The 14,168-nt window shown below is 68.5% G+C and carries 10 protein-coding genes; 8 read left to right on the forward strand and 2 right to left on the reverse strand.

Annotated elements, in window-relative coordinates:
* Window positions 1-2: 2 nt before the first annotated feature.
* A complete protein-coding gene (locus tag J2S75_RS13560; protein ID WP_307020402.1) occupies window positions 3-1,424 on the reverse strand; it encodes a helix-turn-helix domain-containing protein in 1,422 nt (473 codons plus the stop codon).
* Window positions 1,425-1,566: 142 nt separating this feature from the next.
* Between J2S75_RS13560 and J2S75_RS13565 the strand changes: the two genes are divergently transcribed.
* The 3 genes from J2S75_RS13565 (at window position 1,567) to J2S75_RS13575 (ending at window position 5,902) form a co-directional block, all read left to right on the forward strand.
* Window positions 1,567-1,818 (forward strand): hypothetical protein, encoded by a 252-nt coding sequence (locus tag J2S75_RS13565; RefSeq protein WP_244377719.1) that lies wholly within the window; start codon window positions 1,567-1,569, stop codon window positions 1,816-1,818.
* Window positions 1,819-1,996: 178 nt separating this feature from the next.
* Window positions 1,997-3,295, forward strand: coding sequence for an isocitrate lyase (gene aceA / locus J2S75_RS13570; RefSeq protein WP_307020403.1), 1,299 nt, complete (start codon window positions 1,997-1,999; stop codon window positions 3,293-3,295).
* 420 nt (window positions 3,296-3,715) lie between these two features.
* The gene (locus J2S75_RS13575; protein WP_307020404.1) at window positions 3,716-5,902 is read left to right on the forward strand and encodes a malate synthase G; all 2,187 of its coding nucleotides are present in this window, start codon (window positions 3,716-3,718) and stop codon (window positions 5,900-5,902) included.
* A gap of 77 nt (window positions 5,903-5,979) precedes the next feature.
* Here the strand turns inward: J2S75_RS13575 and J2S75_RS13580 are convergent, their stop codons facing one another.
* Window positions 5,980-6,594 (reverse strand): nitroreductase family protein, encoded by a 615-nt coding sequence (locus J2S75_RS13580; protein ID WP_307020405.1) that lies wholly within the window; start codon window positions 6,592-6,594, stop codon window positions 5,980-5,982.
* A 177-nt stretch (window positions 6,595-6,771) separates the two neighbouring features.
* Between J2S75_RS13580 and J2S75_RS13585 the strand changes: the two genes are divergently transcribed.
* The 5 genes from J2S75_RS13585 (at window position 6,772) to J2S75_RS13605 (ending at window position 14,148) form a co-directional block, all read left to right on the forward strand.
* Entirely contained in the window at window positions 6,772-7,092 is a 321-nt protein-coding gene (locus tag J2S75_RS13585; RefSeq protein WP_244377726.1) for a GNAT family N-acetyltransferase, read from the forward strand.
* Between the two features lie 179 nt (window positions 7,093-7,271).
* A complete protein-coding gene (locus J2S75_RS13590; protein WP_307020406.1) occupies window positions 7,272-10,229 on the forward strand; it encodes a DNA translocase FtsK in 2,958 nt (985 codons plus the stop codon).
* A 266-nt stretch (window positions 10,230-10,495) separates the two neighbouring features.
* Complete coding sequence (locus J2S75_RS13595; RefSeq protein WP_307020407.1) at window positions 10,496-11,956, forward strand: NAD-dependent succinate-semialdehyde dehydrogenase; 1,461 nt, start codon at window positions 10,496-10,498, stop codon at window positions 11,954-11,956.
* A gap of 63 nt (window positions 11,957-12,019) precedes the next feature.
* Window positions 12,020-12,856 carry an EamA family transporter gene (locus J2S75_RS13600; protein WP_307020408.1) on the forward strand — a complete coding sequence of 279 codons (837 nt, stop codon included), beginning with the start codon at window positions 12,020-12,022 and terminating at the stop codon, window positions 12,854-12,856.
* A gap of 449 nt (window positions 12,857-13,305) precedes the next feature.
* Window positions 13,306-14,148 (forward strand): EamA family transporter, encoded by an 843-nt coding sequence (locus J2S75_RS13605; RefSeq protein ID WP_307020409.1) that lies wholly within the window; start codon window positions 13,306-13,308, stop codon window positions 14,146-14,148.
* Window positions 14,149-14,168: the final 20 nt, after the last annotated feature.

Below are 14,168 nucleotides of genomic sequence, written 5' to 3' on the forward strand. Positions count from 1 at the left end.
ACTTACAGTCCCCGCCGCGCCGGGGCGTAGAAGCTCTCGGACATGTCGATCTCGTTCAGGGTGAAGCGGTGGTCGGTCGGCGGCTGGGCGCGCTGCTCGCAATCGAGCCGCGGGCAGATGCGGCAGCCCACCCCGATCGGCACGGTCTGCGAGGGGTCGGAAAGGTTCATGCCGTCGGAATAGACCATCTGGTGCGCGTGGCTGATATGGCAGCCCAGACCGATGGAAAGATGCCGGCGCGGCGCATTGTGCCGGTGCCCACCCTTGGTGATCGACTTGGCGATGCAGAAATAGCGCTGGCCCTCCGGCATCTGGCTCAGCTGCACATTGATCCGCTCGGGGTGGAAGAAGGCGGCATAGACATTCCAGCGCGGGCAGGCGCCGGAATGGCGGGAAATATGGATGCCCGACAGCGAGAAGCGCTTGGAGATGTTGCCGGCAATGTCGGTGCGCACGAGATGCAGCGGGATGCCGCTGCGCCCCGGCCGCTGCAGCGTGGTCATGCGGTGGCACACCTGCTCGAAGCTGGCGCGGAAACGGCGCTGGATGCGCTCGATGTCGTAGCGCGTCTCCTGACAGGCGGCGAGGAACGGCTCATAGGGCATGACCAGCGCCGAGGCGAAATAGCTCGCCAGCGCGTTGCGGGTGACGATGGGCGCGTCGTCCGGCAGGTTGGCGGCGGCGATCAGTTCGTCGATCTGTCGCGAGGCCGCGAGCAGGCCGAGCTGGTGGGCGACGACGAACAGCGCCGATTCCGGCGGCAGAACCTCGGCGGTGATGAGTTCATGCGCGCCCGCATCATAGCGCCGGGCGATGCCGGCCGGCAGCGAGGCGGAGCGCCAGTTGAGGCCGAAGACATTGGCGAGATAGGTCTTCAGCCCGTGCTCGAAGGAATCCGAGGCGAAGTCGATGTCGTGGCGGATGCGCTCGGCTTCCGCTTCCAGCGTCGGGAAGTAGTTGGCGTTCTCCTGGATGAAATCGGAGACGGCGTCGGTGGAGGAATGATAGCCCCCCTCCCCCTCAATGGCGCCGGTAGCCCCGGTGCGGTGCGCCTCGCGCAGCGTCTTGAACTGGTCGTAGAGCCGCACCACCGCCCGGCCAATGGCGGGATTTGAGGAGGCGAGGTCGCGTATGTCCTGATTGGTCAGCGCGTTCTCGGCGAAGAGTTCGTCGCTGAACAGCTCCATCAGATCGCCGACAAGGCGGGTCTCGTCATTCTCCACCAGCTCGCCCGGCTCGATGCCGAAATAGCCGGCCAGCTTCATCAGGAGCGGCACGGTGATGCGGCGGCGATTATGCTCGATGAGGTTGAGATAGCTCGCGGAAATGCCGAGCGCGCCGGCAAGGTCCGCCTGCGAGATGCGCCTGGCGCGGCGCAGCCTCTGCACCCGGCTGCCGATACGCGGTTCACTGGTGGCGAGCATGGCCCGGCCCTTTGCTGGCTTTACAAAACCGACCTGTAAACTTTACAAGCCTTATCAGCTTAACACGCTCAAATCATTATCTTTCTTGCCTTTCGAAGTCGAGTGTTAAATATTTACATCACACCCGCAGGGAGGAATTGACATGAGCGCGAGCACCGACACCCGCACCAATATGGGTGAAGAGGAATTCATCACCATCATCGGCGGCGACGCCGAGGAGATCGGCCAGGTCTTTCGCGATCAGGGGCTGGCGGCGAAGGATTTCACCATCGTCCACCGCATCGGCCGGCACCGCATCGCCATGGCCCCCGGGCAGGACGACATGAACGCCCTCGTCGGCGCCCTGCTCGGCGGCCGGCTGGTGGCGGCGACCTACACAAGGCGCGCGCGCTAGGCGATGGCCGCACGCCCCCGCTTCCGCCCGCCCCGCTTCGCCCCGCTCGACCTCGCGCCGCGCGACTTCAGGCCCGCCCGCGTCGAGGACGCGCGACGCGGCGTGGCCGGCGCGGGAGCCGCCCCCTCCTCGGCCCCCGCGTCTCTCTCTTGTTCCGATCTTGCTTCAGGAAACGACCATGCTGGACCAGACTCGCCCCCACTCGCCCGACAGCTTCCCCGCCCCGACCTGGGCGCCCGACCGCTGGCGCGGCATTCATCGCAGCTACACCCCCGCTGACGTGTCCCGCCTCGCCGGCTCGCTGCGCATCGAGCACACGCTCGCCGCCAACGGTGCCCGCCGTCTCTGGGACCTGCTGCAGACCCAGGCTTTCGTGCCCACCATGGGCACCTATACCGGCATCCAGGCGGTGCAGCAGGTGAAGGCCGGGCTGGAGGCGATCTATCTCTCCGGCTGGCAGGTGGCCGCCGACGGCAATTCCGCCGGCGATATGTACCCCGACCAGAGCCTCTATCCCGTCGACAGCGTTCCCGCCGTGGTCCGGCGCATCAACAAGGCGCTGATGCGCGCCGACCAGATCCAGACCATGGAGCGTGCCGACGGCGCCAAGGGCCCGCAGCACGATTTCTTCGTGCCGATCATCGCCGATGCCGAGGCCGGCTTCGGCGGCCAGCTCAACGCCTATGAACTGACCAAGGCGCTGATCGAGGCCGGCGCGGCGGCGGTGCATTTCGAGGACCAGCTGGCTTCGGAGAAGAAGTGCGGCCATCTCGGCGGCAAGGTGCTGGTGCCCACCCGCCAATTCGTGCGGACGCTGAACGCCGCCCGCCTCGCCGCCGACGTGCTCGGCGTGCCCACCGTCATCATGGCGCGCACCGATGCGGAATCGGCCCGGCTCATCACCTCCGATGTGGACGAGCTGGACCGGCCCTTCATCACCGGCGAGCGCACGCAGGAAGGCTTCTACCGCTACAATGGCGGCTTCGAGGCCGGCATTGCCCGCGCCATCGCCTATGCGCCCTATGCCGACCTTCTGTGGTGCGAAACCTCGACCCCGAGCCTCGACGACGCCCGCCGCTTCGCCGAGGGCGTGCACCGGGTGCATCCGGGCAAGATGCTCGCCTATAACTGCTCGCCGTCCTTCAACTGGGCCAAGCATATGGACAAGGCGCAGATGAAGACCTTCCAGGCCGAGCTCGGGGCCATGGGCTACAAGTACCAGTTCATCACGCTGGCCGGCTTCCACAACCAGTGCTTCACCACTTTCGAGCTGGCGCGGCGCTACCGGGAGGACGGCATGGCCGCCTATTCCGAGCTGCAGCAGCGCGAATTCGCGGCGGAAGCGCAGGGCTTCACCGCCACGCGCCACCAGCGCGAAGTGGGCACCAGCTATTTCGACGCCATCGCCACCGTGCTGAGCGAAGGCCTGAGCGCCACCACGGCGATGCAGGACTCGACCGAGACCGCCCAGTTCTGAGCGGCGCACCACCTTGTCACCCCGGGGCGGCGCATGCCGCGCGCCCGGTGGGAGGTTCGGGGAAAACCTCCACCGGGTCCGGCGCGAGCCGGACACCCCGGGGTGACGTTTTCGTCATCCCCAGGGGTGACGTTTTCGTCATCCCCCGGGGTGACATCTTTGTCATCCCCAGCGGCGGCGCTTTCCTCATTAGGGGCCGTCTCTCGGCCAAATGCGCCTCGTCAACCCTGGGTGACTTTCACCCTTCGCTGCAACGCAAACGCGGCGAGAGGCGTTGGCCTTCAAGGATTGCCCCTTGCAGGACGGCCAAATCAGACTATGTGCGATGTTGCGCCGCACCCGCACTTTTGTTTATGTGAATGCACAGCTGTGCCGGCGGCTTGCGGCACCCGGCCATCCGCTCGCGTGAAGGGACCCGTTATGACTCATACCGACGTCGCCGGCCTGAAGGTCGATTCCGCCCTTGTCGACTTCATCAACAAGGAAGCCATTCCCGGCACCGGGGTCGAGGTAGACGCCTTCTGGCAGAGCTTCGCCGACATCGTGCGCGACTTCGCCCCGCGCAACGCGGAGCTGCTCGCCCGCCGCGACGAGTTGCAGGCGCAGATCGACGCCTGGCACCGCGCCCACCGCAACAAGCCGATCGACCCCGTCGCCTATGAGGTGTTCCTGGCGGAAATCGGCTATCTGCTGCCGGAGCCGGACGCCTTCGAGGTCGTCACCGACAAGGTGGACGAGGAACTCGCCCGCATTCCCGGCCCGCAGCTGGTGGTGCCGGTCACCAATGCCCGCTACGCGCTGAACGCCGCCAATGCCCGCTGGGGCAGCCTCTATGACGCGCTATACGGCACTGACGCGCTTCCCGAGGACGGCGGCGCCACGCGCTCCAACGGTTTCAACGCGGTCCGTGCCCGGCGCGTCATCGAGAGCGCCCGCGCCTTCCTCGACGAGAGCGTGCCGCTGGCCGGCGGCAGCCATGCCGATGCCGTGGCTTATCGCGTCACCGAGGGCGCGCTGGAGGTCGAGCTCGCCTCCGGCACCCGCACCGGGCTGAAGGACGCCGCGCAATTCGCCGGCTTCGATGGCGCGGCCGAGGCGCCGTCTTCCGTGCTGCTGGTCAATCACGGCCTGCACATCGACATCGTCATCGACCGTACCCACCGCATCGGCGCCACCGACGCCGCCGGCATCGCCGACATCGTCATCGAGGCGGCGGTGACCACCATCGTCGACTGCGAGGACAGCGTCGCGGCGGTGGACGCGCAGGACAAGGTGCTGGTCTATCGCAACTGGCTCGGCCTGATGAAGGGCACGCTCAGCGCCAGCTTCGCCAAGGGCCGCGAGACGGTGGAGCGCAGCCTCGCCGCCGATCGCCGCTACACCGCGCCCACAGGCGAGGAACTCACCCTGCACGGGCGCAGCCTGATGCTGGTGCGCAATGTCGGCCAGCACATGATGACGGACGCGGTGCTGGACGCGCAGGGCCGGGAGATTCCCGAGGCCATTCTCGATGCCGCCGTCACCTCGCTGATCGCGCTGCACGACCTCAAGGGCCAGAGCGAATTGCGCAACAGCCGCGCCGGCTCGGTCTATATCGTCAAGCCGAAGATGCACGGCCCGGAGGAGGTCGCCTTCGCGGTGGACCTGTTCGCCCGCGTCGAGCAGGCGCTGGGGCTCGACCTCAACACGCTGAAGATCGGCATCATGGACGAGGAGCGCCGCACCAGCGCCAACCTCTCCGCCTCCATCCGCGCCGCCCGCGAGCGCGTGGTGTTCATCAATACCGGCTTCCTCGACCGCACCGGCGACGAGATCCACACCTCGATGGAAGCGGGCCCGATGGTGCGCAAGAACGAGATGAAGGCGCAGGCCTGGATCAAGGCCTATGAGGACAACAATGTCGATGCCGGCTTGGAGGCCCATCTCGACGGCCATGGCCAGATCGGCAAGGGCATGTGGGCGATGCCCGACCGTATGGCCGACATGATCGCGCAGAAGGTCGCCCATCCGCTCGCCGGCGCCAACACCGCCTGGGTGCCCTCGCCCACCGCCGCCACGCTGCACGCGCTGCACTACCACAAGGTAGACGTGTTCCAGCGGCAGGCGGAACTGCGCCACCGCAAGCGCGCCTCCCGCCGCGACCTGCTCACCATTCCCGTGGTCGACCGCGGCAATTGGGAGCCGGCAGCGGTGCAGGAGGAACTGGACAACAACATTCAGGGCATTCTCGGCTATGTCGTGCGCTGGGTGGACCAGGGCGTCGGCTGTTCCAAGGTGCCGGACATTCACGATGTCGGGCTGATGGAAGACCGCGCGACGCTGCGCATCTCCTCCCAGCACGTCGCCAACTGGCTGATGCACGGCGTGGTCACGGCCGATCAGGTCGAGGAGACGCTGCGCCGCATGGCCAAGGTGGTCGACGGCCAGAACGCGGGCGACCCCGCCTATGTGCCGATGGCCCCGTCCTATGACGGCTTCGCCTTCCGCGCTGCCCGCGATCTCGTCTTCGAAGGCCGCGCCCAGCCAAACGGCTACACCGAGTTCGTGCTCACCCGCCGCCGCCGCGAGGCCAAGCGCGCGCAGGCCGAGGCGCAGGCCGCCGCCTGATCCACCGTTCGAGGAAGCGCCAAAAAACGCCAAGCGCCTGAAGAAGAGGCCGTCCCGGTGCGCCGGGGCGGCCTTTTTCATGGCTCGGGCGGCGACCAGTGTGTGGTGAGCGCCACCACATCCGGGCGCGGGCGGTCGGCGGGGGCCTCCTTGGCGGTGCCGATATGAAGAATGCCGGCCACCCGCTCGCCCTCCCTCACGCCGAGGATCGCCAGCGCCGCCTTGTGCGTCGCCGCCCAGCCCGTCACCCAGATGCCGTCGAACCCCATTGCCGCCACGCCGGTCAGCAGGTTCATGCACACGGCACCGGCGGAAAGCTCCTGCTCGAAGGCGGGGATGGCGCTGCCCTCCACCGGGCGGCTCACCACCACCACCGCCAGCGGGGCGGGAAACAGCCGGCCCATGATGGCGGCGAACTTTTCCCGCTTCTCCTCCGGCATATGGGTGTTGTTCTCGCGATAGGCCTGTGACAGCCGCGCGCCGATCTCGGCCCGCGCCGCGCCCTCGACGAGGATGAAGCGCCACGGCGCCAGCATGCCGTGATCGGGCACCCGGGCGGCGATGGCCAGCAGCCGCTGCGTCTGGTCGGCATCCGGCCCCGGCGCCTGCAGGCCGGCGGCGGCGACGGAGCGGCGGGTTTCCAGCAGCGTGAGCGCCTCCGGTGAGGGCGGGCGGCGGGTCGGCGCGATCATGGGCACTCTCTTCCCTGCGGAGGAGCCTGCGCTATATCGGACCCAGCCGATAATTTCACCCCGAAGGCCGAAACGGGGGCGACGCTGCGTTCGTTTTGGTCGACAATATCCCACGGCGCCCGCCCAATCACGGCATCCGCTCACGAACCCGAACCGGGCGCCCCCAAGGAGACCAGCATGAGCATCAACGGCGAAATCCCGGTGCGCGACAATCGCGCCGCCGACCGGTTCGAGATCGAGCAGGACGGCCAGACCGCCATTGCGCAGTACATTCTCGCGCATGACCACATCATTTTCACCCACACCGAAGTGCCGCCGGAACTCGGCGGGCGCGGGCTCGCCACCCGGCTGGTCGAGGCCGGTCTCGCCAGCGCCCGCCAGCGCGGTCTCGCCGTGGTGCCGCGCTGCTCGGTGTTCGGCCGCTACATGATGAAGCACCCCGAGACGCACGACCTGATGCCGGCGGAAATCCGCGCCACGCTCGGCCTGCCGTCCTGACGCCCCGCTCCCCCGGCGGGCACAGCGCCGGGGGAGCCGCCACATTGCCGCCGGGAAATCCGCCGCCTCATACCGTTCGTTAACGCTGTTCGCCTAACCATATGGCACGGCCTCGACGGCGCCTCGCGCGCCGGTCGCGGCAGGCTCAACGGCAGTAGCGGCAAAGGTTTCAGCGTCCCATGCGTAATCCGGCGCGTCCCTCCGATCCGAATGCGGACAAGGCTTCCGAGTCGAAGGCGAGCGCCCAGACTCACGTGTTCTCCCGCGCCAACCCGCAGGTGACCTACGCCCCGCCGCCGCCCAAGGCGCCGAAGCCGTCGGCGCCCACCGTGGCCAAGGCGCCCCCCGTGGCCAAGGCGCCCGTCGTCGCGCCGCAGCACGAAATGGTGCCGAGCTGGCTGCAACCCTTCACCATGCCGCCCAACACCCGCTTCACCCGCACGCCGGATTATCTGATGCGCCAGCCGGCGACGGCGCCGCAGCCGGAAGCGCCGGCGACGGCGACCGCCATCGTCGCTCCGCCGCGCCCCTCGCAGACGCCGGTGCTGCGCGTGCCGCCGCGCAAGCCGCCGCTCGGCGCCGCGCCGAAGCCGCTCATCGTCGCCCATGCCCGCCGCGCGCTCTCGGCCCAGCCCGAGGTGGTGCCGGCCGCGCCGGCCGCCAAGGCGACGCCCGCCACGCCGCCGGCTGGGCCCGTCCCGCCTTCGGCCGGCCCGGCCGCGAAGATCGCCGCGCAGGGTGCGACGACGAACGTGACCAGCAGCGTGACGACGAGCGCGGCCCCGCCGCCTGTTGCACCGCCTTCCGCCGCCCCCGCGCCGAAGCCGGTGGCCGCCCCGGTCGCCTCCATGATCCAGTTCGGCTACGACACCCCGCCGGTGATCCCGGCCGCCGTCACGCCCGCCGCCGCCTGGGTGCCGGAAGCCCCGTTTACCGCCGCCAATGATGTGGCGGATGTGTACGACCTCATCCCGCTGGAAGACGGCGCCTATGAGGACGAATTCCCCGAGGAGGAGCGCCTGCTCGCCGCGCGCTACGGCGCCCTGCGCGGTCCGGCCGCGCCCACGGCCGAGCATGCGCCGCTCCCGGCTGAAGCTCCGACCGTTGAGGACACCCTCGCCGAAGACGCCCCCGTCTTCGGCGCGCCGGCTTTCGTCGCGCAGGATGAGACGGACGATGTCGCGTCCGAGGATGACGGCTTCGAGGACGAGGATTTCGCCGAGGAAGCCGAGGATGATATCGCCGACGAAGACGCCTTCGAGGACGACGCGGCTGAGGACGACGCGCCCGTTGCGGCCCTCTGGGCCGCCGACGAAGAAGCCCCCGCCGAGGACAATCACGCGGACGAGGCGGTGAGCGAGGCAAGCCTCGCTCCTGCCGTCACGCTGGGCGGCTTCTCCGGCTACAGCGCCACGCCGGCCGACCTCTCCTTCTCCTGGCCGATGTTCGGCATGGTGGCGGTCTCCACCGCCCCGCAGGCCCAGGCGCTCGCCGCCCCGCCTGCGCAGACGCCGTCCCCCGCGCCTGTCGCCGCGGCTCCCGCTGTCGCGCCGGTGGCGGCCCCCGCGGCGCCGGCGCCGCGCGCGGCCCGCCCCGCCCCCCGCCCGGAGACCGAGGCGGGCGACGGCTACGAGCTGCCGCCGCTGGAACTGCTCACCGAGCCGCCGCACAGCGAGCCGGACTATGAGCTGTCGGAGGAGTTCCTCGACCGCAATTCGGTGAAGCTGCAGCAGGTGCTGCATGATTTCGGCGTGCGCGGCGAGATCATCGACGCCAATCCCGGCCCGGTGGTCACGCTCTATGAGCTGGAACCGGCGCCCGGCATCAAGTCCAGCCGCGTCATCGGCCTGTCCGCCGACATCGCCCGCTCGATGAGCGCCATTTCCGCCCGCGTCGCCGTGGTGGAAGGGCGCAACGTCATCGGCATCGAACTGCCCAACCAGCGCCGCGAGACGGTGTGGCTGCGCGAAATGCTGGCGAGCCATGAATTCGAGGCCGCCCGCGCCAAGCTCGGCATCGGCCTCGGCAAGACCATTGGCGGCGAGCCGGTCATCGTCGACCTCGCCCGCATGCCGCATCTCTTGGTGGCCGGCACCACCGGCTCGGGCAAGTCGGTCGCCATCAACACCATGATCCTCTCGCTGCTCTACCGGCACCGCCCGGACCAGTGCCGGCTGATCATGATCGACCCGAAGATGCTGGAACTCTCGGTCTATGAGGGCATCCCGCATCTGCTGACCCCGGTCGTGACCGACCCGAAGAAGGCCATCGTCGCCCTGAAATGGGCGGTGCGGGAGATGGAAGACCGCTACAAGAAGATGAGCCGCCTCGGCGTGCGCAATATTGACGGCTTCAACGCCCGCGTCGCCGAGGCGAACGCCAAGGGCGAGATCATCACCCGTACGGTGCAGAAGGGCTTTGACAAGGAAACCGGCGAGCTGATCGAGGAAGAGGAGATCATGGATCTCGCTCCCCTGCCCTTCATCGTCATCGTGGTCGACGAAATGGCCGACCTGATGATGGTGGCGGGCAAGGAGATCGAGGGCGCCATCCAGCGCCTTGCCCAGATGGCGCGCGCCGCCGGCATCCACCTCATCATGGCCACCCAGCGCCCGAGCGTCGACGTCATCACCGGCACCATCAAGGCCAATTTCCCGACCCGCATCTCCTTCCAGGTCACCTCGAAGATCGACTCACGCACCATTCTCGGCGAGATGGGCGCCGAACAGCTGCTCGGCCAGGGCGACATGCTCTACATGGCCGGCGGCGGGCGCATCTCCCGCGTCCACGGCCCCTTCGTCTCCGACCAGGAGGTGGAGCGCGTGGTCGAGCACCTCAAGAGCCAGGCCCGGCCGGAATATCTTGAGGAAGTCACCGCCGACGAGGACGAGGAGCCGGTGGTCGAGGACGCCGCCGTGTTCGACAAATCGGCCATGGGGGAGGACACCGGCGATCTCTACGATCAGGCGGTCGCCACCGTGCTGCGCGACAAGAAGGCGTCCACCTCCTACATCCAGCGCCGGCTGCAGATCGGCTATAACCGCGCCGCCTCGCTGATGGAGCGGATGGAAAACGAAGGCATTGTCGGCCCGGCCAACCATGCCGGCAAGCGCGACATCCTGCGCGACACGCGCTGAACCTTCCTCGCCCGGCCTCCCCATCGGCCGGGCACCCCCGCGACGGAACGGGCGCATGCCGGCTTCCCCTGTCCTGCGCCTATCGGCCTTCGGCGCCGTCAGGGAACTCGACCGCGCCCCCGCCGCGCCGCGCGGCTCAGCGCCCGGGCTGCGCTGAGCCCCGTTGCCGGGCCGGATGCCCCTGCGGCAGCCCCTCGCGCCCCCTTCCCGTTCGGCGTCGCGAGCATTAGGTATGCGGCCAGCATCCTGTCGCGAAAGGTTCGGCCATGCCCCATTCCGTGTCCTACCCCGAGGTTCAGCTCTTTATTGACGGCCAGTGGCGCGGGGGCAGCGACCATGGCGGCGCGCCCGCCAGCGAGAACGTCATCAATCCGGCGACCGAAGAGGTGCTCGGCACGCTCGCCCATGCCAGCCGCACCGATCTCGACGCCGCGCTCGCCGCCGCCGAGAAGGGCTTCGCGGTGTGGCGGCACACGCCGGCGCATGAGCGCTACAAGATCATGCGCAAGGCGGCCGAGCTGCTCCGCGAACGCCATGAGGCCATCTCCACCCTGATGACGCTGGAACAGGGCAAGCCGCTGCCCGAGGCGCGGGTGGAAACGCTGGCCGCCGCCGACATCATCGACTGGTTCGCCGAGGAAGGGCGCCGGCAGTATGGCCGGCTCATTCCCGCCCGCGCCGCCGGCGTGCAGCAGGTGGTGCATCGCGAGCCGGTGGGCGTGGTCGCCGCCTTCACCCCGTGGAACTTCCCGATCAACCAGGCGGTGCGCAAGGTGTCCGCCGCTCTGGCCGCCGGCTGCGCGGTCATCCTCAAGGGGCCGGAAGAGACCCCCGCCAGCTGCGCCGAACTGGTGCGCGCCTATGCCGATGCCGGCGTGCCGGCGGGCGTGGTCAATCTCGTCTTCGGCGTGCCGGCGGAGATTTCGCAATATCTGATCCCGCACCCCGTCGTGAAGAAGATCTCCTTCACCGGCTCCACGGTGGTGGGCAAGCAACTGGCCGCTCTGGCCGGCGCGCATATGAAGCGCGTCACCATGGAACTGGGCGGCCACGCCCCGGCCGTGGTGTTCGAGGATGCGGATGTGGAAGTGGCGATCAAGCTGCTCTCCGGCGCCAAGTTCCGCAATGCCGGGCAGGTCTGCGTCTCGCCGACGCGCTTCCTCGTGCATGAGGACCTCTATGCCCGCTTCGTCGACGGCTTCACCGAGGCGGTGCAGGGCATGAAGGTGGGCAACGGGCTTGAGGACGGCGTGCGCATGGGCCCGCTGGCCAATCCGCGCCGGGTCGAGGCGATGGAGGCGCTGACCGCCGACGCCCTCGCCAAGGGCGCCACCCTGCACACCGGCGGGTCGCGCATCGGCAATAAGGGCTATTTCTTCGCGCCGACCGTGCTCACCGGCCTTTCCCCGGATGCGCGCATCCTCAATGAGGAGCCCTTCGGCCCGGTCGTGCCGATCATGCCCTTCACCTCCACCGAGGCGGTGATCGCCGAAGCCAACCGCTTGCCCTATGGCTTGGCGGCCTATGCCTACACCACCTCCTCCGCCCGCGCCGACGAGTTCGCCCGCCGGGTGGAGAGCGGCATGGTGTCGATCAACCATCACGGCCTCGCTCTGCCTGAAGTGCCGTTCGGCGGCATCAAGGATTCCGGCTATGGCTCGGAAGGCGGCACCGAGGCGATGGAAGCCTATGTGAACACCAAGTTCGTCACCCAGCTCGGGGTCTGACGCGCCCTCGCCAGCGGCCGCGATGTGGGGTAACTAAGTACTGCCTCCCATCGCGGCCCTGTCATGGACCTTGTCGTTCTTCTCGTCGTGCTGCTGTCGGCCCTGCTTCAGACCGGCTGGAACGTGCTGCTGAAACTGCGGCTCGATCCGCTCTCGGCGCTGACGCTGGTCGTGCTCGGCGGCGGCGCGGTGGCGCTGCCGGTAGCGCTGGCCCTCGGCCCGCCGGAACCGGTGCTGTGGCCGTGGATGGCGGGCTCGATGAGCGCGCATCTCGCCTTTTATGGCTGCCTCGTCGGCGCCTATGCGCGGGCCGATCTCGGCCTCGTCTATCCCGTCGCACGCGGCGGCGCGCTGCTGATGACCGCCGCCATCGCCATTCTGGTGCTGCACGAGCCGGTGCGCCCGATCGGCGTCGCCGGCATCGCGCTTCTTTCCGCCAGTGTGCTGGTCACCGCCTGGCACAGCCGGGGGGAGGCCACGCAGGCCGCCGCACTGGCGCTGGCGCTCGGCTCGGGGGCGGCGGTCACCGCCTTTTCGCTCATTGACGGCACGGCGGGGCGGCTCGGCTCACCCTCGGTCTACACCGCCTGGCTGTTCGTCGCCGACGCCGTGCTGGTGGCTCTGGGCCTGATGCTGTGGAAGGGCACCGGCTTTTTCGGGCCGGTGCGGCGGCATTGGGCTCTGGCGCTGATCGGCGGCGCCATGCTGTTCGTCAGCTATTATCTGTGCGTGTGGGCGATGACGCGGGCGCCGATCAGCCTGGTTGCGGCGGTGCGCGAGTCGAGCGTGCTGTTCAGCGCCGGCTTCGCCGTGTGGGTGCTACACGAGAAGCTGCGCCCCGAACGCCTCCTCGCCGCCGTGCTGGTCGTCGCCGGGGTGACGCTCATCAAGCTGCATTGAGGCGGCGATCGAGATGACAGAAACATTATCGAGAAATATAAATCTCATGCGATGAATGCGAAATAGATAACAACGACAATGATCGCCAAAACTGAGTAATAAAACTTTCCACTCCACATAATGTCCGGCACGACACGCTCCTTCAAGTCACGCGAGCGGTTTTTTACGCTACGTCACACTATCGGAGGTAACTGTCGAACCAATCATCGATAAGTAGTGAATCTACGTATCTCGCCGCGCCACCGGGACTACGCCCGACGTCATTGGATGCGGCGTTCGAGCCCCTCAAGGCTCTGTTCCGCCTGCCGGAGCCGAGCCCCTGACGGGATCGGACAGCGCCCCCCGTCGCCGCCGGCGGAATGCTGATCAAGCGGCATGGGCGCGATAATCCTCGGCAGCGCCTGCGGAATCGGATACAGCCCGGCCTCCCTCCGCTGGCCGCTCGCACCATGGACCTTTCCGTCTTCCTCGCCGTCATCGCCGCCGCCGCGATGCATGCCGGCTGGAATGCGGTGCTGAAGATCCGGCTCGACCCGTTTCTCGCCGTCGTGCTGGTCAATGCCGCCTGCGGCGTACTCGCCTTGCCGGTGGCGCTGCATCTCGGTCCGCCGGCGGCGCATGTCTGGCCGTGGATCGCCGCCTCGGTGGCCATCCACCTCGTCTATTACCTCACGCTCGCCGGCGCCTATCGCCGCGCCGATATGGGGCAGGTCTATCCGCTGGCGCGCGGCAGCGCGCCGCTGCTCACCACGCTGCTCTCGGTGACGCTGGTGGGCGAGGCGGTGGATGCGCAGGGCTTCCTCGGGGTCGGGCTGCTGGCGCTCGGCATCCTGTCGCTTGCCTGGCCGCGCGCCGGCATCGCCGCCATCGACCGCACCGCGCTTCGCCTCGCGCTGATGTGCGGGGTATCGATCAGCGCCTATACGCTGGTGGACGGGCTCGGCGCCCGCAGCGCCAGCTCGGCGCATGTCTACACCTCCTGGCTGTTCGTGGTGGACAGCCTGGTCATCACCCTGTTCGGTCTCGCCTGGAAGGGGCCGCGCGCGCTGGCGCCCACTCTCTCCTTCCTCGGCCCGGGCCTTGCCGGCGGAGCGATGTCGCTCGCCGCCTACTGGATCTCGATCTGGGCGATGACCAAGGCGCCGATCGGCCTCGTCGCGGCGGTGCGGGAATCGAGCGTGCTGTTCGGAGCGGTGATCGCGGTCATGGTGCTGCACGAGCCCCTGCGCCGCGAACGCCTGATCGCCGCCGCGCTCATCGTCGCCGGGCTGGTGCTGATCAAGCTGCATTGACGGCCAAGGGAGGACGCGGC

The organism is Ancylobacter polymorphus (assembly GCF_030813495.1).
Classification (GTDB): domain Bacteria; phylum Pseudomonadota; class Alphaproteobacteria; order Rhizobiales; family Xanthobacteraceae; genus Ancylobacter; species Ancylobacter polymorphus.

Coding starts and splice junctions, on each gene's coding strand:
- J2S75_RS13590 (WP_307020406.1), top strand. CDS start 7,272: ATGCGTAATCCGGCGCGTCCCTCCGATCCGAATGCGGACAAGGCTTCC.
- J2S75_RS13585 (WP_244377726.1), top strand. CDS start 6,772: ATGAGCATCAACGGCGAAATCCCGGTGCGCGACAATCGCGCCGCCGAC.
- J2S75_RS13605 (WP_307020409.1), top strand. CDS start 13,306: ATGGACCTTTCCGTCTTCCTCGCCGTCATCGCCGCCGCCGCGATGCAT.
- J2S75_RS13565 (WP_244377719.1), top strand. CDS start 1,567: ATGAGCGCGAGCACCGACACCCGCACCAATATGGGTGAAGAGGAATTC.
- J2S75_RS13560 (WP_307020402.1), bottom strand. CDS start 1,424: ATGCTCGCCACCAGTGAACCGCGTATCGGCAGCCGGGTGCAGAGGCTG.
- J2S75_RS13575 (WP_307020404.1), top strand. CDS start 3,716: ATGACTCATACCGACGTCGCCGGCCTGAAGGTCGATTCCGCCCTTGTC.
- aceA (WP_307020403.1), top strand. CDS start 1,997: ATGCTGGACCAGACTCGCCCCCACTCGCCCGACAGCTTCCCCGCCCCG.
- J2S75_RS13600 (WP_307020408.1), top strand. CDS start 12,020: ATGGACCTTGTCGTTCTTCTCGTCGTGCTGCTGTCGGCCCTGCTTCAG.
- J2S75_RS13595 (WP_307020407.1), top strand. CDS start 10,496: ATGCCCCATTCCGTGTCCTACCCCGAGGTTCAGCTCTTTATTGACGGC.
- J2S75_RS13580 (WP_307020405.1), bottom strand. CDS start 6,594: ATGATCGCGCCGACCCGCCGCCCGCCCTCACCGGAGGCGCTCACGCTG.